A 20,175-nucleotide genomic window follows, 5' to 3' on the forward strand; every position below is an offset into this window, starting at 1 on the left:
GATGATAAAATGAGCCAATATATTGATCCGAATGCTGGTTACACAAAGGGAACGACCCAAGAGCATGATGTAACTATGAAAGGCCGCCGTTTACTTGATATTACCGGTGTCAAACAAGTTGAAAGCTTTGATAATGAGGAGTTTCTGCTCGAAACTGTAATGGGATTCTTATCTATCCGGGGCCAGAACTTGCAAATGAAAAATTTAGACGTGGATAAAGGCATCGTCTCCATAAAGGGAAAGATTTTCGACCTTGTTTATTTAGATGAGCAATCAGGGGAGAAAGCTAAAGGCTTCTTTGGCAAATTGTTCAAATGACCTTAACGATTCAATTTTATACGTTGCTTGCGATGATAGGCATGGGCAGTGGCTTTGGAGCTGCCCTGGATACGTATAGCCGGTTCCTGAAACGTTCGGAAAGGAAAAGGTGGATTGTATTCATCCATGACTTCCTTTTCTGGATCATTCAGGGTCTCCTTATTTTTTATGTTTTGTTTTTAGTGAATGAGGGAGAGTTTCGCCTTTATTTATTTTTGGCCTTATTATGCGGTTTTTCAGCTTATCAAGCACTTTTCAAAGGTTTCTATCAACGTTTTTTAGAGTTTTTGATCATACTTGTGATAAAGTTGGCGAGATTTATAACGAATTCGGTTCACATGCTGATATTTGTTCCGATAAAATGGGTAATAGTATCTGTAATAGCCATCATCTTCGGGATAGGTAAGTTCGTTTTAGCAATATTAAAATGGGTGGGGAAAATACTTCTCTTTATTTTGAATATTTTCTGGAGGCCATTAAAATGGATTCTGACTTATTTATGGAATTTATTGCCGGTTTTTGTTACGAAAAACGTCGGGAAGTTTTATAATAAAGGAAAAGGTATTTTATTGAAAATAAAGAATTCTATATTTAGAATGCTAAATAGATGGAGAAATAAAAAGAAATGAGGAGCGATAAAAAATGAGTAGCCTGCGTAAAAAGAAAGTGGCAAAAATAGAAAATCCCTACGTCGCTCAACAAGAGAAAAAAGTACAAACCGTAGAAAAAAAGAAGCGTGGTCTAATGCGTAGATTAACTCTTTACTCAGTTTTCGCCGCTGTCTTTTTGATTTTTGCCGTTTCCACCCTCATAACGCAAAATGTTGCACTGGATGAGAAGGTACAACAGAAGGAAGAATTGAAGGGAAAGTTAGCTGAATTGAAAAAAGACGAGACCCTTCTTAAAGAAGAAATCGTAAAGCTTAATGACGACGACTATATAGCGAAAATAGCCAGACGGGATTATTTCTTATCTGAAAAAGGCGAAATCATATTTACCCTTCCAAAAGGGAAGGAAGATAGTGACTAATATTGACACTGTTTTTTTACTTTCGTTATAATATAGAGAGAAGAGATTTTTTAACATTTCTAAGGAGGAACATTTTTTTTATGTCAATCGAAGTAGGCAGCAAGTTACAAGGTAAAGTAACAGGCATAACTAATTTTGGTGCATTTGTAGAGCTACCTCAAGGTTCAACCGGTCTTGTCCATATCAGTGAAGTGGCTGATAACTATGTCAAGGATATCAATGATCATTTAAAAGTGGGCGATACAGTAGAAGTGAAAGTCATCAATGTTAAAGATGGCAAGATTGGCTTGTCCATAAAAAAAGCGATAGACCGTCCTGAAGCTGAGCAAAAACCTGCATACACACCACGTCCGCGCCAAGGAAGAGGGAATGACAGCCGTTCCAAAGACTTCCGCTCGAAAGGTAACGGTTTCCAACCGAAGGAAAACTTTGAGCAAAAAATGGCTAAATTCTTAAAAGATAGCGAAGACCGCTTAACGACCCTTAAACGTAGCACCGAAACGAAACGGGGAGGTCGAGGTGGAAGACGCGGATAAAACTGCTGCTGAAAATAATAGTTTAGCAACTTTTCCTGTGAAATTATTCATAGTGTAGATAAAGGCAAGCTTGCCGGCTTGTCTTCTTTTAATTATCAATAACATAAAAAAAGCGCCTCTGTACACTTACTTAAGATAAGTGTACAGAGGCGCTTTTGTATTTGATGACCCGTACGGGATTCGAACCCGTGTTACCGCCGTGAAAGGGCGGTGTCTTAACCGCTTGACCAACGGGCCATTATTTTCAAGAAAAAAAGATAGCGGCAGAGGGGATCGAACCCCCGACCTCACGGGTATGAACCGTACGCTCTAGCCAGCTGAGCTACGCCGCCATAATGGTAAGTGCTACTGAAGCACAAGTTATATCTTACATTCGTGATGAATAAATGTCAACAAAAAAAATAAAGTTTGTCGGTTTCCATTTCCTGATTATTTATTCGTGTTATTTTCCGCAAAAATAACCTAAAAACTTTGCTTTTCTTCAAAAAAAAAGGAACACCCGTTTCTGTATTGGAAAAAAAGGCACAAAAACCTGTATACAAATGATTGTTCAAGAAGAATTTCGTCGAACGTTTTTCTTATCCGCTTATAAAATTCTGACAAAAAAATAAACAAGCCCTCTATATAATAAAAATCACTAATACGAATGGGGTGTTGAAATGGAAAAAGTAGAAAGACCTATGATGGAACCTCTTGGTGATGTTCAGTTAAAAGAAGCGAAGGCAGGGGCCATCAATTGGATCCAACAACTGCAAATGAAGACGGAAGATATATTCGTAAAAAAAGGTATCTCTTTAGCAATTATAGGTTTTTTATTAGGACGGGCATTAATTCTTTCGCAGCTGGCACCATTTGGACTTCCGTTTTTCGCAGCCGTGTTTCTCATGAGACGTGACAGGGCACCACTTGCTTTATTCGGATTGATTGCAGGTGGGCTGACCGTTCACTATTCTAATAGTTTAGTCATCTTTGCATCGGCGTTCCTGCTCCTGTTATTTCATAAGATCAAGAAGCCCGCCGTGGAAGGACAATTCAAGACGATGTCGATGTACGTCTTTGCTTCACTATTCCTGGTCAACCTGGCCGAGCAATATCTGGTATTCCGAACGATTCAGCTGTACGACTTAATGATGATAGGAGTAGAGGCGGGACTCGCAATGATCTTAACCTTAATCTTCATACAGTCCATCCCGCTGCTGACCATTCGGACAAAGTCCCAATCATTAAAGACGGAGGAAATCGTCAGCATCATCATCTTGCTGGCTTCGGTGATGACCGGAACCATAGGCTGGATGATATACGATCTATCACTCGACCATATATTCTCGCGATACTTGGTCCTCCTCTTCGGGCTGGCGGGAGGGGCCGCCATAGGCTCCACTGTAGGTGTAGTTACTGGATTGATATTCAGCCTGGCAAGTATTGCTAGTCTCTATCAAATGAGCCTTCTCGCTTTTTCCGGGCTTCTGGGCGGTTTGCTGAAGGAGGGAAGGAAGATAGGGGTTGCTAGCGGCCTCTTGATTGCTACGTTACTGATAGGTTTATATGGTGAGGGCACCAGCAATATTATGGTGACCCTCTATGAATCAATTATAGCTGTGGCCCTATTTATATTGACACCGTCCTCCATAATCAACAAAATAGCGAAACATATACCGGGAACAGTCGAGAATTCTGATGAACAGCAGCAGTATGCCCGAAAAGTGAGAGATGTCACCGCTCAAAGGGTGGAGCAATTCTCACATGTATTTGAGGCGCTCTCCAATAGCTTTTCCCAAGTGGATGAAAGGGGGAGATTGGAGGAAGATGAGAAAGAATTCGACTACTTCTTAAGTAATGTAACGGAAAAGACGTGCCAGCTTTGTTTTAAAAAGGAACAGTGCTGGTCCAAGAACTTTAATACAACCTATGACGGCATGCAGGAGATCATGCTTCAATTAAGTGAAAATAATGGTCAGCTCCCCCAAAAGACTTCGAAGGAATGGGCGAAATATTGTAGCCGCGGGCCTCAGGTCATTGGGGCAATATCACAGGAGCTTACTTATTTTGAAGCCAACCAAAAATTAAAAAGGCAGGTGAAGGAAAGCCGGAAACTAGTTGCGGATCAACTGCGGGGAGTTTCGGCGGTAATGGATGATTTTGCGAAAGAAATACAAAGGGAAAGGAAGAATCATCATGTACATGAAGAATCCATTTTGGAAGCCATCCAGGATTTTGGCCTGCACATAGGGTATGTAGAAATATATAGTCTAGAACAAGGGAATGTCGATATAGAGATGAGTGTCCCATACTGCCAGGGCAGAGGGGAATGTGAAAAATTGATTGCACCTATGCTTTCTGACATTTTAGGGGAAACGATAGTCGTTCATTCGGAAGAATGTGCAACGTATCCAAACGGGCAATGTGAGGTGATATTTAGGTCAGCAAAAAAATTCACGGTCGAAACGGGTGTGGCTCATGCTGCCAAGGGGGGAGGGCTTGTATCAGGAGACAGTCATACGACCATGGAAATTGGCTGCGGCAAATTCGCAATAGCCATTAGTGATGGAATGGGAAATGGGGAAAGGGCCCATTTTGAAAGTACAGAGACATTGAAGCTGCTTCAAAAATTTTTACAATCGGGAATTGAAGAAAAAATAGCCATTAAATCCGTAAACTCCGTATTATCTCTACGCACTACCGATGAAATATTTTCGACTCTTGATTTGGCAATGATTGATCTTCAGGACGCAAAGGCTAAGTTTTTAAAAATCTGTTCGATACCGAGTTTCATTAAAAGGGGGGATAGGATAATAAAAATTGAATCAAGTAACCTCCCTATGGGAATCATCCAGGATTTCGATGTTGATGTTGTATCAGAAGAGCTGAAGGCAGGGGACATACTGATCATGATGAGCGATGGAGTGTTCGATGGTCCCTCACATGTCGAAAATATCGAGTTCTGGCTTAAACGAAAAATCAAGGAAATGGAAACAGACGATCCGCAGGAAATCTCTGATTTAATATTGGAAGAGGTCATCCGAACAAAAGGGATCATAGATGATGACATGACAGTGGTAACATCGAAAATCAAGCATAACACACCGAAATGGGCATCCATTCCCGTTTCTCCAAAACGCAAAAAGGCCCAGTAGGCCGTTTATATATATAAAATAAATAAAACCAAAAATGAGGTGGTGAAAAGGAAGAAGGATAAATGGTAAAGAGACTTTTCAATCACTCCGCTCCATGATGTGACTTGATGCGATGTCTTAGCGTATAAATTCCCCCCTTTTAGTCAATTATGGTAACAAATTGATAGGAAGGGAGAGCAAAACATGAAAGCAGGAACATTAAAACAGATTTTGCTTATAACCGACGGATGTTCAAATCATGGTGAGGAGCCGTCTGCCATGGCTGAATTAGCAAGGAAGCAAGGCATAACCATCAATGTCATAGGTGTCATGGAAAATGATGTGATAGATGAAAAGGGTCTTAAGGAAATCGAGAAGATTGCTGGTTCAGGAGGTGGCGTAAGTCAAATAGTCTATGCCCAGCAGTTGTCCCAAACTGTCCAAATGGTGACCCAAAAGGCAATGACTCAAACTATACAGGGAGTTATCAATCGCGAACTTCAACAAATACTTGGAGATTCAAAAACGATGGAGGATCTTCCGCCGGATAAACGGGGAGAAGTGATGGAGGTGGTCGATGAGCTTGGGGAAACGAGCAAGCTCGAAGTACTGATTCTTGTTGATACCAGTGCAAGCATGAAGCACAAACTGCCTACAGTAAAAGATTCCTTATTAGATCTTTCCCTTAGCATGAATGCAAGAATGGGTGACAGCCGTTTTTCCGTATTCGTATTTCCTGGGAAAAGAAATGATGTTGAAAAGTTGCTGGATTGGACCCCGAACCTTGAAGCCCTGACGGCAACTTTTCCTAAGCTTAGTACAGGGGGACTCACTCCGACAGGTCCAGCCATTCGTGAAGCTTTAACATATTTCAATAAAAAACGTTCATTGAGGGGATTGTTATCACATGATGATGAACAATACTTTGAGGAATCAATGTAAACTCCTGCCTGGCAGTTTGGTCACTGGAAAATGGAATAAAAACCAGTACAAAATAATTAAGGAATTGGGGTGTGGAGCGAACGGGATCGTCTATTTGGTTGAAAGCAAAAATCGTCATTATGCTTTAAAGCTCAGTGATAATGGGACGTCCATTATTTCGGAGATGAATATCCTAAAATCCTTTTCAAAGGTCCAGGGGTCTACCCTTGGACCTTCCTTTTTGGAAGCGGATGATTTCATGAAAACAGGAAAGCAGCTCCCTTTTTATGTCATGGAATATATCCACGGACACGATTTTTTGCGTTTCATCGATAAAAAAGGGTCATCGTGGATTGGAGTCTTAATGCTTCAGCTTTTAACAAGCTTGTCTGCCCTGCATACCAATGGCTGGGTGTTCGGGGATTTAAAACCTGAGAATTTGATCGTGACTTCACCAGCCTATAAGGTACGGTGCGTGGATGTTGGCGGAACCACCTTAATCGGGAGATCTGTTAAAGAATTCACCGAGTTCTTTGACAGGGGTTACTGGGGACTTGGATCAAGAAAGGCCGATCCGCAATATGACTTGTTCGCTGTGGCGATGATTATAATCAATTCGGCCTATCCTGGACGTTTCCACAAGAAAGGGGAGGGGTATAGACAGCTTAACGACTTGATTAAGCAGAAAAAGGAATTGCACCCATATAGAAAGATGTTGGATAAAGCACTTCACGGGCAATATGATTCTGCTCTCCAAATGCGGGAGGATTTGGTTACGGTGCTAAGTAAGCAAAATCACTCGAGGAAAAAGGATCCGACTCAGGCAGCTACCGGCCAGTCACAAAGAGTTCAACCTGCAACGAGACAAGCAAGAAGGTCCCAAAACCATTCAAAAAAGAAAAGTGGCGGTTTTTTTGAAACTTTTTTGCTGGTTGCCATCATATCGATGCTCTATGTTCTTTACATATATGAACAGTTGTTATGATATAGTTATTAGGTGAATGCCATGGAATAATTGAAACCATTTCATGATTGAATCGTATAAAACTAATGCCTGTTCATAAAGAAGGAAGATTGTATGTTAAAGGAAAAAGTTCTGAGCACCATTTATAGAAACGAATTGATTAAGGAAAACTCGAAGTTGCTAATAGGCGTTTCCGGAGGACCGGATTCATTGGTGCTTCTCCATATCCTTAAGGAAATTCAATCTCTTTTTCATTACGAGATGATCGTTGCAAGTGTTGACCATATGTTTCGTGGTGAAGAATCCTATGAGGATTTTAAATATGTCGAGCACATATGTGAACGGTGGGGCATTACATTTGAGGGAAAAAGGATCGATGTTCCTGCCCGGATGAAACAGACGGGGGAAAGTTCACAAATAACCTCAAGAAAGCTGCGTTTTGCTTTTTATGAAGAAATGATGGATAAGCATCAAGCCTCCACTCTTGTCCTGGGGCATCATGGAGATGATCAAATCGAAACGATGCTCATGCGTTTAACGAGAGGGGCGACAGGTAAGGCAAGGGCAGGTATTCCTATAAAGAGACGTTTCCATACTGGAAATCTGATCAGGCCTTTTCTTGAAATCACGAAAAGCCAAATAATCGAATATGCGGGCCTTCATGATATCGAACCAAGGTTTGATCCGAGCAATGAAACAGGTGTCTATGCAAGAAATCGTTTTAGACATGAAGTCCTTCCGTTTTTAAAGAAAGAAAATGTCAAGGTTCATGAGCATTTTCAACGATTCAGTGAAGAGCTTTATGAAGATGAAGAGTTTTTTTTGAACCTGGTTTCAAGCAAAATGTCCGATGTTTGGATCACACAGGATAAAGATCAAGCGGTTATTCAGATTGATAAGGTTCTAGCGATGCCTAAACCTTTACAAAGAAGGGCGATTCAACTAATATTAAACTATCTTTATTTGGAGAGACCTTCATCGCTTTCGGCATTACATATTGACCAACTTTTAGTTTTGTTTTTAAATCCTCAACCATCTGCAGAATTGCATCTTCCGGAGGGCCTTATTGCGGAAAAATCATATCAAACTTGCACGTTTAGGTTTTTCCGGCAAAAAAGCCATAAATATTCCTTTAAATTACAAATTCCCGGTGAGACTATTCTTCCGAATGGATATAAGATTAAAGCGCACTATATAAAAGAAGAAATTCCGGTACTTAGAGGAAATCATTCTTTTATACTTCCCGAATCAGCTGTTCAGCTTCCTCTTACAGTCCGAACCAGGAATGAAGGCGAGCGGATGGCCGTCAAGGGATTAGGTGGAACTAAAAAGTTAAAGGATATTTTTATTAATGAAAAGATCCCGATGCTAGAAAGAAATGTGTGGCCGGTCATCATCGATCAAACGGGAACGGTCATTTGGCTACCTGGTTTAAAAAAATCGAATGTTGAGCCGGATATAATTTCTGATGAAAAATCTTTAATCTACTTAGAATATAAAAAAGCTTAATTCTTCATGGGGGGCAATTAATTACAATGACCATGCAAAACGACATTGAAAAGGTTTTAATAACAGAGGAAGAACTTCAAAAGAAAATCAGGGAATTGGGTGCGCAGCTTGAAGCTGATTACCAAGGTAAGTTCCCGTTGGCCATCGGAGTGCTGAAAGGCGCCATGCCATTTATGTCAGATTTACTGAAACGCGTTGATACACATCTTGAAATGGACTTTATGGATGTTTCAAGCTATGGTAACTCCACTGTATCTTCCGGTGAAGTGAAAATCATCAAGGATCTTGATACATCAGTTGAGGGCCGGGATATTTTAATCATCGAAGATATTATCGACAGCGGTTTGACTCTTAGCTATCTTGCGGAACTTTTCCGTTACCGAAAAGCAAAATCAATTAAAATCGTTACCTTACTGGATAAACCAACAGGCAGGAAAGCGGATATCACTCCGGACTATGCCGGGTTCATCGTACCGGATGCATTTGTTGTCGGATATGGTCTTGATTTTGCGGAAAAGTATCGTAATCTCCCGTATATTGGCATATTGAAGCCTGAAATTTACCAGAATTAATTGTACCTGTTTGAAAGAGAAGACCAGATAAAAACAGCGGTGTTAAATTATTGTAATTCATTAATTTTGTATGATAGTATTTACTATAGTTTGTTTACCCGTGGGAGGAGGTAAGGGATGAATCGGATCTTCCGTAATACCATATTTTATTTACTGATCTTTTTGGTCATCATTGGGATTGTAAGCATTTTTAATAATAACAATGAACCAAACGTAAAATTGACCCAAGATGAATTCTATAAGCATTTGGAGAGTGGGGACGTTACATCACTTACGATGCAGCCCGAAAGCAGTGTATTTGAAATCACGGGAAAGCTCAAAGGTTATGAGGAAAACAAATTCTTTGTGACGTATGTGCCTTTCAGTGAGTATTCGCAAAGCCGGATCAATGACGCTGTAACCAAGCTGGATAAAGACATCATCAATGTCGAACCTCCAGAAAAGACAAGTGGCTGGGTGACATTTTTCACTTCCATCATTCCATTTGTAATCATTTTTATCCTCTTCTTCTTTTTACTTAACCAAGCTCAAGGCGGCGGCGGTGGCCGCGTCATGAACTTCGGGAAAAGTAAGGCGAAATTGTATAATGATGATAAGAAAAAAGTACGCTTCAATGATGTTGCCGGAGCGGACGAAGAAAAGCAGGAACTTGTCGAGGTCGTTGAATTCTTGAAAGACCCTCGCAAATATGCCGAGCTTGGTGCCCGTATTCCTAAAGGGGTACTTTTAGTTGGGCCTCCTGGTACAGGTAAAACTTTACTTGCACGAGCTGTAGCTGGTGAAGCCGGAACTCCTTTCTTCTCAATCAGTGGTTCTGATTTTGTTGAAATGTTTGTGGGTGTCGGTGCATCCCGTGTTCGTGATTTGTTTGAAAATGCTAAGAAGAATGCACCATGTATCATCTTTATCGATGAGATTGATGCAGTCGGACGTCAACGTGGCGCAGGTCTAGGTGGCGGTCACGATGAACGTGAACAGACATTGAACCAACTCTTGGTGGAGATGGATGGTTTCGGTGGTAATGAAGGAATCATAATCATTGCTGCGACTAACCGTGCTGATGTATTGGATCCGGCATTATTGCGTCCAGGACGTTTTGACCGTCAAATAACGGTAGGCCGACCTGATGTCAAGGGCCGTGAAGAAGTGCTGAAAGTGCATGCACGCAATAAACCTTTAGCAGAAACAGTCGATTTGAAAGCGATCGCTCAGCGTACTCCAGGATTTTCTGGTGCCGATCTTGAAAACTTACTGAATGAAGCGGCTCTTGTAGCTGCCCGTCAAGATAAGAAGAAGATCGACATGTCCGATTTGGATGAAGCTTCGGATCGTGTTATCGCTGGACCTGCCAAGAAAAACCGTGTCATTTCCAAAAAGGAAAGAAATATCGTTGCCTGGCATGAAGCAGGCCATACCATTATTGGATTGGTTCTGGATGATGCTGAAGTCGTTCATAAAGTTACGATTGTCCCTCGTGGTCAAGCCGGCGGTTATGCAGTTATGCTGCCGAAAGAAGATCGTTTCTTCATGACGGAACCTGAGCTTAAAGATAAAATCGTAGGACTATTGGGTGGCCGTGTAGCTGAAGAAGTTACATTCGGCGAAGTGAGTACCGGTGCGCATAACGACTTCCAGCGTGCAACGGGCATAGCTCGGAGCATGGTTATGGAATATGGCATGAGTAAGCTTGGGCCGCTTCAATTCGGTAATTCTCAAGGTCAGGTCTTCCTGGGACGCGATTTCAACAATGATCAAAACTATTCGGATGCAATAGCATATGAAATCGATCTTGAAATTCAACGTATCATCAAGGAAGCTTACGAAAGATGTAAGAAGATACTTACTGAAAATCGTGAAAAACTTGATTTGGTTGCAAAAACCTTGCTTGAAGTGGAAACACTTGATGCTGAACAAATCAAAAGTTTATTCCATAATGGTAAATTGCCAGAACGTGATTATACGGCACTGAATGGGAATTTAACCACTGATGAGAATGTCAAGGTGAACATCAATAAGAAGAAGGAAGAAAAAGAGGCCCTATTAGATCCATTGGATAAAAGAGGACCTGAGGACCTTGAAATAACGGAGGAAGGATTGAATACCCCTCCAATCAAAGAAGGTGCACCTCAAGATAAGCCGCTTTCCTTCCCGAACGAAGATGACAATAAAAAGTCTTAAGTTGACTAAATTCAAAAGGGTATTTCCGCCTCGGAAATACCCTTTTCTTAACTCTTATGATAAAGTTTTTGGGGTACCTTTCGAAAAGTGCGACTAATAGCGTGGGAAATAACAGTGTGTTATGATGTTGGAGAATAATTTACCGGAGTGATGAAACGATGATTTTTGTATTGGATGTTGGGAATACGAATACAGTATTAGGCGTATACGATGAAGATATTTTAAAATATCATTGGCGAATAGAGACTAACCGTCACAAGACAGAAGATGAGTATGGAATGGTCATAAAGTCTTTGTTGCAACATGAAGGTCTTTCGTTTGATCAATTTGATGGAATCATTATTTCTTCGGTAGTTCCGCCGATTATGTTTGCGCTTGAACGCATGTGCAAAAAATACTTTGGAATTAAACCGCTAATAGTTGGACCTGGAATAAAAACCGGATTGAATATTAAATACGAAAATCCCCGTGAGGTGGGAGCCGACCGAATCGTTAATGCTGTAGCAGGCATTCAGGAATATGGAAGCCCTCTCATTATCGTGGATTTTGGTACGGCAACGACATATTGCTACATAAATGAGGATAAACAATACATGGGCGGAGCCATTGCTCCGGGTATAAATATTTCTACTGAAGCACTTTATTCAAAAGCAGCCAAACTTCCAAGAATAGAAATCAGCCGGCCGGAAGGGATTATTGGGAAAAATACGGTGTCCGCCATGCAGGCTGGCATTTTGTATGGATATGTTGGACAGGTAGAAGGAATCGTTAATCGAATTAAGGCGCAAAGTAATCTAGAACCAACGGTAATAGCGACAGGCGGGCTGGCTACCTTAATTGCTAATGAGTCCACTGTAATTGACGTTGTGGAGCCATTTTTGACCTTGAAGGGGCTGCAGCTGATTTATAAACGTAACCGTGAGCAAGTGAAGAAGTAATACAAAGCTTGAAAGGAGAAAAATACATGAAGGATTATTTAATAAAGGCGTTAGGTTATGAAGGACAGGTACGGGCATATGCTGTTTCAACAACAGACACCGTAGGAGAAGCGCAGCGACGCCATTATACATGGCCTACTGCTTCTGCTGCCCTTGGACGTGCTATGACGGCAGGCGTTATGATGGGCGGAATGTTAAAAGGTGAAGAAAAGCTGACGATTAAAATCGAGGGCGGTGGACCGATTGGTTCCATCCTGGTCGACAGCAATGCAAAGGGTGAAGTCCGCGGATATGTCACTCACCCGCAAACCCACTTTGATTTGAATGAGCAGGGAAAGCTGGATGTAAGGAGAGCGGTGGGTACCGATGGATTGCTGACTGTTGTCAAAGACATTGGTCTTCGTGATTACTTTTCGGGGCAAGTACCGCTTGTATCGGGAGAGTTAGGTGAAGATTTCACTTATTACTTTGTTACTTCCGAACAGGTGCCATCATCTGTGGGGGTTGGGGTTCTCGTGAATCCGGATAATTCAATCCTTGCAGCGGGTGGATTTATCATTCAGTTGATGCCGGGTACATCCGAAGATACAATTTCCAAAATCGAAAATCGTCTAAGCACGATAACTCCGGTTTCCAAGATGATTCAAAGTGGCATGACCCCTGAAGAAATCCTAACCGAAATTTTAGGTGAGGGCAATGTGAATATACTAGAAAAAATGGATGTCCAATTCTCCTGTCAATGTTCCAGGGAGAGAATTGCCACCGCATTGATTAGCCTAGGGCAAGCTGAGATCCGGGATATCATTGAGACAGACGGACAAGCGGAGGCGCATTGTCATTTTTGTAATCAGACCTACCAATTCTCGAAGGAAGAACTCGAGGAATTAGAGGCAGAATCAAAAAAATAATTTACGGGGGATAAGGGTTTGCCAAAACAAAAGCTTCGGGCGATTATTGCTGGCCTTGCCTTGTTGAACCTATTGACTATCATTATCTTTGTCATAAAACCACTAATCATTTCAAAATCCGTCATCGGGGAAGAAACCGCCGCTAAGGTTGGATCCAAGGATATTTCCCGGGAAGCATGGATTAATGAGCTCGAAAAAAGATATGGGGAAGATGTACTTGAGGATATGGTCGATAAAGAGGTAGTGAAACAGGCAGCTGAAAAATACAAAGTGAAGACTTCGGATGAAGAGCTTGATCGGGAACTTAAAATGATGAAAACGATGTATGGGACTGCCGGTCAGAACCTTAATAAAAGTAACGATCAACTGAGGCAGGAAATTCAGTCGAGTCTCCTTCTCGAGAAGCTCCTCACCAAGGACGTTTCGGTTTCCGAAACGGCAATGCGGAGTCATTATGATAATAATAAGGATATCTACAGAATTCCTACAGCATTCCACATTTCCCATATCACCACTTCTACAAAAAAGCAGGCAGACCAAGTCATACGTGAACTGGAGAAAGGTGTCTCCTTTGATGTCTTGGCCATGGAGAAGTCCCTTGATGAATTCACTGCCAATCAAGGAGGCGACATGGGTTATATATCCCAGGATAACGAGCAAGTCTCCAAGGAATACATAACCGCTGCCGAGAAATTGAAGGTGAAGAAGTGGAGTGATGCAATCCAAACGGAGGATGGCTGGGCCGTTCTCTACCTGCATGAAAGAATAAAGGGCAAGCAGTATGAATATGAAGAAGTTAAAGACAAGATTCACCGCCAAATAGCTCTTGAACAGATTCAGGCACCGGTCTCAGGGAAAGTTTTCTGGGACGAATTTGATGTAGAATGGTTTTATGGGTTGAAGGATGAAAAGTAGGTCAATGGTTGTGTGAGAAAATTTAGAATATAGTATATAATCATTGACAATGAACTATTAAAACTGGTAACTTTAAAATTATAAAACCAATAAACATACTCGGTATTGAAATGATAAGGGAGTGGAGAAAATGGCACGTATAGCTAATTCTGTAATCGATTTAATTGGACAAACACCTATTGTTAAGTTAAACAAGCTTCAAAATGAAAACAGTGCAGATATTTATTTGAAACTTGAGTATTTTAACCCGGGCAGCAGTGTAAAAGACCGTATCGCCCTAGCAATGATCGAAGCGGCAGAACAAAATGGTACTCTTAAGCCAGGTGATACGATCATTGAACCTACAAGCGGAAATACGGGAATAGGTTTGGCAATGGTAGCCGCGGCAAAGGGCTATAAATCAATTTTGGTTATGCCGGAGACGATGAGCTTGGAACGCCGTAACTTGCTTCGCGCATATGGGGCAGAATTAGTTCTTACTCCTGGGCCTGAAGGAATGAAGGGTGCAATCGCAAAGGCGACTGAGCTGTCTAAAGAAAAAGGTTACTTCATTCCACAGCAATTCGAAAACGAAGCCAACCCTGAAGTACATCGGAACACTACAGGCCCTGAAATCGTTGAAGCATTTGGAGATGAAGGCTTGGATGCATTCGTTGCCGGAATCGGTACTGGGGGAACCATAACAGGTGCCGGTGAAGTCCTGCGTGAAAAATTCCCTGACATTAAAATTTACGCTGTTGAACCTGCGGACTCTCCAGTATTATCGGGTGGTACTCCAGGACCTCATAAAATCCAAGGAATCGGAGCAGGCTTCGTACCTAGTATTTTGAATACAGATCTCTATGACGAAATCATTCAAGTCAATACAGAGGAATCGTTTGATTATGCCCGCCGCGCAGCAAAAGAGGAAGGAATCCTTGGCGGAATCTCTTCTGGAGGCGCAATTGCAGCTGCCATTAAAGTGGCTGACAAACTGGGAAAAGGCAAAAAGGTCCTTGCCATCATACCGAGTAATGGTGAACGCTACTTAAGTACACCATTATATAACTTTGAGTAAGACCAGACACTAAATGAGAAGCGAAGTTCCTATGGGGCTTTGCTTTTCTTTTTGTAGCAAAGTATGCAGAAGTATCCCTGATTTTCATGGAGCTTGCACTATACCTATGTAAATGGGTAAACTCGTATATATAGATTTCTTTAGGCGAAGGAGAACGTTGGATGTCATTAGCAGGAGCATCAAAAATAAAATGCGGTTCATTTGAGTTGGATTACAGCAAGAAAACCTTAATCATGGGAATTTTGAATGTTACGCCGGACTCCTTTTCGGATGGCGGAAAATATAATCGGATAGATGCTGCGTTGAAGCATGCCGAACGAATGGTCAACGATGGGGCGGATATATTGGATGTAGGTGGTGAGTCAACCCGTCCTAACTACGAGAGGATATCGGATGAAGAGGAAATAGAGAGAGTCGCCCCAATTATTGAAGCCATATCGCGTAATATCGAGATTCCGATATCGGTCGATACGTATAAATCAAGAGTTGCAGAAGAGGCGGTAAAGGCAGGAGCCCATATATTAAATGATATTTGGGGAGGTAAGGCCGATTCCTTGATGTCAAAGGTTGCTGCGGAATATAAGGTGCCGATTATCTTGATGCATAACCGGGATAATATGGAGTATGGTCATTTTGTCAGGGATGTGCTTCAAGATTTATTCGAAAGCATCATATTGGTAAAGGATGCCGGCGTCAAGGATGAAAACATCATTCTCGATCCAGGTATTGGATTTGCGAAAGATTTAAAGTTTAATTTGGAAATGATGAGGAATCTTGATAAGCTGGTATCATTAGGGTATCCCGTGCTGCTGGCGACGTCGAGAAAGTCCATGATTGGCCATGTTCTGGACCTGCCGCCTAATGAGAGGGTGGAAGGCACTGCGGCTACAATTTGCCATGGAATTCAACAAGGCTGTCAGATGGTTCGAGTACATGATGTGAAGGAAATGTCACGGGCTGCAAAGATGATGGACGCTCTATTAGGAAAAGGTGAATGAAATGGATAAGATATATGTGAACAAGATGGAGTTTTACGGTTATCATGGAGTTTTTCCGGAAGAAACGAAGCTTGGTCAGCGGTTTAAAGTGGACTTAATCGTCCAGACTGATTTAGCCAAGGCTGGGAAGAGTGACAGTCTTGAAGACTCAATCAACTATGGCGAGTTATATGAAGTGTGTAAAAGCGTTGTTGAGGGAGAACCTTTTAAGTTAGTGGAAGCCGTGGCTGAAAAAATCGCCTCTGAACTACTTAATAAATATTCTTCCATTGAGACATGCACCGTGAAGGTTTATAAACCAGATCCCCCAATAGCAGGTCACTATGAGTCGGTTGCTATAGAGATTGTAAGGGGACGTTGATTGTGATAAATATTGCTTACCTTTCAATAGGGTCGAATTTAGGGAATCGTCTTGAAACATTCCAAAGAGCTTTCCAATTATTGTCTGAAAATCCGCATATCAAGCTGTTGGCCTGCTCTTCTTTATATGAAACGGACCCGATAGGATATGAAGACCAGGACTGTTTTTTAAATGCTGTTCTTAAAGTGGAAACCGATTTAGAACCTGAAAAATTACTTCACGCTTGTATGAAAATCGAACAAGATTTAGGAAGAAAAAGGGAAATAAGGTGGGGTCCCCGTACTATAGACCTTGACATTTTGTTATATAATCAAGAAAATATTGAGACAGAGATTCTTTCAGTCCCGCACCCTCGTATGCACGAGAGGGCTTTTGTTATCGTGCCTTTAATGGAAGTGGACTCTGATATATCACTTCCGCAAATGTATGCACCTTTGAGCGACCTGCTTGAACAGATTCCGGATAAAGAAGGAGTTCGATTATGGAAGGTGAAAAATGGGGAAGGCGTATTCGCGCTTTTCGAAAGTTAAAGGGTTATACCCAGGAAGGGTTCGCGAGGGAAATAGGTGTTTCCGTTTCCTTGCTGGGGGAAGTCGAACGAGGGAACCGCAACCCTTCAGAGGCATTTTTACTGGAAGTGGCGGAAATTCTTCATGTTTCCATTGAGGAGCTTCAGCCACCTGACGATAAATGAAAGATTGTTATAGGAGGTCAACGTGTTAAAAATAGGCGATATAGAAATGAAGAATCCGGTAGTGCTGGCACCGATGGCGGGAGTTTGTAACTCGGCATTCCGCTTGACCGTCAAGGAATTTGGTGCTGGTCTTGTTTGTGCGGAGATGGTCAGTGATAAGGGAATCGTTTTACAAAACGCTAGAACGTTGAATATGCTTTATATAGATGAAAGAGAAAAGCCGTTAAGCTTGCAAATCTTTGGCGGTGAAAAGAAATCTTTGGTCGAAGCTGCACAATTTGTAGATAAAAATACAAATGCTGATATCATTGATATCAACATGGGCTGCCCCGTTCCTAAAATCACTAAATGTGATGCGGGTGCGAAGTGGCTTCTCGATCCAAACAAAATTTATGAGATGGTTTCAGCGGTGGTTGATGCCGTTGAAAAGCCGGTAACGGTTAAAATGCGCATTGGCTGGGATGATGAGCATGTTTTTGCGATTCAGAATGCCCAGGCTGTTGAACGTGCAGGCGGTAAAGCTGTCTCCATGCATGGCAGGACACGTGTTCAAATGTATGAAGGAAAAGCTAACTGGGACATCATCCGTGAAGTGAAGAAGTCGATTAATATTCCCCTTATCGGTAACGGTGATGTGGAAACTCCACAGGATGCGGAAAGAATGCTGAAGGAAACGGGTGTTGACGGAGTCATGATCGGCCGTGCAGCCCTAGGCAACCCGTGGATGATCTACCGGACTGTAAAATATCTAGAAACCGGTCAACTGATGGATGAACCTTCAGTTCGTGAAAAAATGGACGTTTGCGTGCTTCATATGGATCGTCTGATTGCGTTAAAAAATGAAAATGTAGCTGTTCGTGAAATGCGTAAACATGCTTCTTGGTATTTAAAGGGTGTTAAAGGGAATGGTCAGGCCCGCAAAGGAATTAATTATTGTGAAACAAGGGAAGATGTTGTAAAGCTTCTTTATGGACTTGTTGATGATATTGAAGCGAAGCAACAAAATATCCAAATGGTCTGATGTTTGACATTACCTTCCTATTTTCCTATAATACGCTTATCTTAACTGCCAGTAATCCTGGCAGTTTTTATATGTACATAGACAATATTTTAAGATAAAAAGCTGTTGAATTCCTTTACTTTATGTAAGAATAAATATGTATGCAAAAGAATTTCTGATTAATTATATAAGGCATTTATTAATAAAGATGGAGATGATTTTCGTGAGTCATGAAGAATTGAATGACCAACTGCAGGTAAGGCGCGATAAAATGCAGGCCATGATGGATAATGGAATAGACCCTTTCGGGAGCAGATTCGAGCGCACACATAACACTCAGGAGATAATCAGTGCTTATGGTGAATTAGAAAAGGAAGATCTTGAAGAAAAAGAAATTGAAGTTACGATCGCTGGCCGTGTCATGACGAAGCGCGGAAAAGGGAAAGCGGGATTTGCCCATATCCAGGATATTAGCGGCCAAATCCAAATCTATGTCCGTTTGGATAACATCGGGGAAGATTCTTACCAAATTTTCAACCAAACGGATCTTGGTGATCTTGTAGGGGTAACTGGCGTTATCTTCAAAACGAAAGTCGGGGAACTTTCCATTAAAGCTAAAGAATATGTGTTCCTTGCTAAAGCGCTTCGCCCGTTACCTGATAAATTTCATGGCTTGAAGGACGTTGAAGAGCGTTATCGTAAACGTTATGTCGATTTAATTACAAATGAGGAAAGTAAAAATACGTTAATCATGCGCAGTCGTATTGTACAAGCCATGAGACGGTATTTGGACGATCAAGGATACCTTGAAGTGGAAACGCCGCTATTGCACTCTGTTGCTGGTGGAGCTGCTGCACGCCCTTTCCTTACTCACCATAATGCCTTGGATATGCCTTTGAATTTAAGGATTGCCATTGAACTGCATCTAAAACGCCTAATTGTTGGCGGATTGGAGAAGGTTTATGAAATTGGCCGGGTTTTCAGAAATGAAGGAGTGTCCACAAGGCACAATCCTGAATTCACATTGATCGAATTGTACGAAGCTTATGCGGATTACCAAGATATCATGAGCTTAACGGAAAATCTGATTGCCCATATAGCTCAAGAAGTTCTTGGGACGACTACCATCCAGTATGGGGAATATGAGATAGAGTTAAAACCGGAATGGAAACGACTTCACATGGTTGACGCTGTAAAAGAATATACTGGTGTGGACTTCTGGACTGAAATGAGTAAAGAAGAAGCTCAGCAGCTTGCTAAAGAAAATGGAATTGAAGTTAAGGAATCCATGGAGTTCGGCCATATCGTAAATGAATTCTTTGAGCAAAAGGTCGAAGATAAGTTAATTCAACCTACATTCATCTATGGGCATCCAGTGGAAATATCTCCTTTAGCAAAGAAAAATCCGGAAGATTCCCGTTTCACAGATCGTTTTGAGTTATTCATTGTAGGTAGAGAGCACGCAAATGCCTTCACTGAACTTAATGATCCTATTGATCAACGTCAACGCTTTGAAGCTCAATTGAAAGAACGAGAGCAAGGTAATGATGAAGCTCATGAAATGGATGAAGATTTCTTGGAGGCGTTAGAATACGGAATGCCGCCGACAGGCGGACTGGGAATTGGTGTTGACCGTTTGGTTATGCTATTGACCAATTCTCCTTCTATACGTGACGTCCTGTTATTCCCTTTAATGAGACATCGCTAATATAAGCAAAATGAGTTTTGATTGCAGGGCCGAATTCGGATGGCTGGGATCATGGGCGTAGCTTTTGATCCCGGTAAGTCCAATTCGGTTTTTGTTTTTTAATTATAATTTCATGTGTTTCAATAGAGTGAATTTTAGGGTTTGAAAGAAAAACAACATTATCTCAAAAAAACTTTATAAAAGGTATTGCGCAGTTAACGTAATGGTGTTATATTTATATCTGTCGTTACGAACGAGTTGCAAACAGATTACAAACTTTAAAAAGTTTTAAAAAAGTTGTTGACTTGCAGTAATGAAAGTGTTATTATAAATAAGCTGTTCCGAAAGACATTGCTCTTTGAAAACTGAACAAAACAAAGCGCCAACGTTAAATTTTAAGTGAGCACACACTATCAAAAAAGCAAATGAGCAAGTCAAACATTTCTTCGGAGAGTTTGATCCTGGCTCAGGACGAAC

At 41.5% G+C, this 20,175-nt stretch carries 21 protein-coding genes and 2 tRNA genes; 20 read left to right on the plus strand and 3 right to left on the minus strand.

Going from position 1 to position 20,175, the window contains the following annotated elements; all coding sequences use genetic code 11:
• Window positions 1-9: 9 nt before the first annotated feature.
• The 4 genes from yabP to MPH60_RS27025 all read left to right on the plus strand — a co-directional run bounded on the left by yabP (window position 10) and on the right by MPH60_RS27025 (window position 1,883).
• A complete protein-coding gene (yabP, locus tag MPH60_RS27010) occupies window positions 10-318 on the plus strand; it encodes a sporulation protein YabP (protein WP_241594438.1) in 309 nt (102 codons plus the stop codon).
• Window positions 315-947, plus strand: a complete 633-nt coding sequence (gene yabQ, locus MPH60_RS27015) for a spore cortex biosynthesis protein YabQ (protein ID WP_241594439.1) — start codon at window positions 315-317, stop codon at window positions 945-947. The genes yabP and yabQ overlap by 4 nt, the downstream gene beginning before the upstream one ends.
• A gap of 13 nt (window positions 948-960) precedes the next feature.
• Entirely contained in the window at window positions 961-1,347 is a 387-nt protein-coding gene (locus tag MPH60_RS27020) for an FtsB family cell division protein (protein ID WP_241594440.1), read from the plus strand.
• 80 nt (window positions 1,348-1,427) lie between these two features.
• Window positions 1,428-1,883 (plus strand): S1 domain-containing RNA-binding protein, encoded by a 456-nt coding sequence (locus MPH60_RS27025; protein WP_101225920.1) that lies wholly within the window; start codon window positions 1,428-1,430, stop codon window positions 1,881-1,883.
• Between the two features lie 165 nt (window positions 1,884-2,048).
• Here MPH60_RS27025 and MPH60_RS27030 read toward each other — a convergent pair.
• Together MPH60_RS27030 and MPH60_RS27035 are read right to left on the minus strand one after the other, a co-directional pair.
• Window positions 2,049-2,120: transfer RNA gene (locus tag MPH60_RS27030), tRNA-Glu, on the minus strand.
• A gap of 21 nt (window positions 2,121-2,141) precedes the next feature.
• Window positions 2,142-2,215 (minus strand) — tRNA-Met (locus MPH60_RS27035).
• A gap of 327 nt (window positions 2,216-2,542) precedes the next feature.
• Here MPH60_RS27035 and spoIIE point away from each other — a divergent pair.
• From spoIIE to lysS, 16 genes are all read left to right on the plus strand, one after another.
• Complete coding sequence (spoIIE, locus tag MPH60_RS27040; protein WP_241615885.1) at window positions 2,543-5,017, plus strand: stage II sporulation protein E; 2,475 nt, start codon at window positions 2,543-2,545, stop codon at window positions 5,015-5,017.
• 183 nt (window positions 5,018-5,200) lie between these two features.
• Complete coding sequence (locus MPH60_RS27045; protein ID WP_137018537.1) at window positions 5,201-5,938, plus strand: VWA domain-containing protein; 738 nt, start codon at window positions 5,201-5,203, stop codon at window positions 5,936-5,938.
• Window positions 5,904-6,902, plus strand: a complete 999-nt coding sequence (locus tag MPH60_RS27050) for a protein kinase domain-containing protein (protein WP_336275446.1) — start codon at window positions 5,904-5,906, stop codon at window positions 6,900-6,902. The genes MPH60_RS27045 and MPH60_RS27050 overlap by 35 nt, the downstream gene beginning before the upstream one ends.
• 93 nt (window positions 6,903-6,995) lie before the next feature.
• Complete coding sequence (tilS, locus tag MPH60_RS27055) at window positions 6,996-8,390, plus strand: tRNA lysidine(34) synthetase TilS (protein ID WP_241594811.1); 1,395 nt, start codon at window positions 6,996-6,998, stop codon at window positions 8,388-8,390.
• Between the two features lie 32 nt (window positions 8,391-8,422).
• Window positions 8,423-8,962 (plus strand): hypoxanthine phosphoribosyltransferase, encoded by a 540-nt coding sequence (gene hpt / locus MPH60_RS27060; RefSeq protein ID WP_241594813.1) that lies wholly within the window; start codon window positions 8,423-8,425, stop codon window positions 8,960-8,962.
• 117 nt (window positions 8,963-9,079) lie between these two features.
• Window positions 9,080-11,140: an ATP-dependent zinc metalloprotease FtsH gene (gene ftsH / locus MPH60_RS27065; RefSeq protein WP_241594810.1), complete on the plus strand. Its 2,061-nt coding sequence runs from the start codon at window positions 9,080-9,082 to the stop codon at window positions 11,138-11,140.
• A gap of 158 nt (window positions 11,141-11,298) precedes the next feature.
• Window positions 11,299-12,078, plus strand: coding sequence for a type III pantothenate kinase (locus MPH60_RS27070; protein ID WP_063235928.1), 780 nt, complete (start codon window positions 11,299-11,301; stop codon window positions 12,076-12,078).
• A 26-nt stretch (window positions 12,079-12,104) separates the two neighbouring features.
• Window positions 12,105-12,986, plus strand: a complete 882-nt coding sequence (hslO, locus tag MPH60_RS27075) for an Hsp33 family molecular chaperone HslO (RefSeq protein WP_241594809.1) — start codon at window positions 12,105-12,107, stop codon at window positions 12,984-12,986.
• Window positions 12,987-13,004: 18 nt separating this feature from the next.
• Window positions 13,005-13,901 (plus strand): peptidyl-prolyl cis-trans isomerase, encoded by an 897-nt coding sequence (locus MPH60_RS27080; protein WP_241594808.1) that lies wholly within the window; start codon window positions 13,005-13,007, stop codon window positions 13,899-13,901.
• 130 nt (window positions 13,902-14,031) lie between these two features.
• Window positions 14,032-14,958: a cysteine synthase A gene (gene cysK, locus MPH60_RS27085; protein ID WP_241594807.1), complete on the plus strand. Its 927-nt coding sequence runs from the start codon at window positions 14,032-14,034 to the stop codon at window positions 14,956-14,958.
• 161 nt (window positions 14,959-15,119) lie between these two features.
• Entirely contained in the window at window positions 15,120-15,956 is an 837-nt protein-coding gene (gene folP, locus MPH60_RS27090; protein WP_241594806.1) for a dihydropteroate synthase, read from the plus strand.
• A gap of 1 nt (window position 15,957) precedes the next feature.
• Entirely contained in the window at window positions 15,958-16,317 is a 360-nt protein-coding gene (gene folB, locus MPH60_RS27095) for a dihydroneopterin aldolase (RefSeq protein WP_241594805.1), read from the plus strand.
• Between the two features lie 2 nt (window positions 16,318-16,319).
• On the plus strand, window positions 16,320-16,847 hold the full coding sequence (folK, locus tag MPH60_RS27100) for a 2-amino-4-hydroxy-6-hydroxymethyldihydropteridine diphosphokinase (RefSeq protein ID WP_241594804.1): 528 nt from the start codon (window positions 16,320-16,322) through the stop codon (window positions 16,845-16,847).
• Window positions 16,799-17,011, plus strand: a complete 213-nt coding sequence (locus tag MPH60_RS27105) for a helix-turn-helix domain-containing protein (protein WP_101225931.1) — start codon at window positions 16,799-16,801, stop codon at window positions 17,009-17,011. Before folK ends, MPH60_RS27105 begins: the two co-directional genes overlap by 49 nt.
• Before the next feature lie 22 nt (window positions 17,012-17,033).
• A complete protein-coding gene (gene dusB, locus MPH60_RS27110; protein WP_241594803.1) occupies window positions 17,034-18,032 on the plus strand; it encodes a tRNA dihydrouridine synthase DusB in 999 nt (332 codons plus the stop codon).
• A 187-nt stretch (window positions 18,033-18,219) separates the two neighbouring features.
• A complete protein-coding gene (lysS, locus tag MPH60_RS27115; protein WP_241594802.1) occupies window positions 18,220-19,719 on the plus strand; it encodes a lysine--tRNA ligase in 1,500 nt (499 codons plus the stop codon).
• Between the two features lie 267 nt (window positions 19,720-19,986).
• Here lysS and MPH60_RS27120 read toward each other — a convergent pair.
• Window positions 19,987-20,175 (minus strand): hypothetical protein (locus MPH60_RS27120; RefSeq protein WP_241594801.1); only part of this gene is annotated, 189 nt, incomplete at its 5' end.

The organism is Peribacillus sp. Aquil_B1 (assembly GCF_022603275.1).
In the GTDB taxonomy this organism is placed as follows: Bacteria; Bacillota; Bacilli; order Bacillales; family DSM-1321; genus Peribacillus.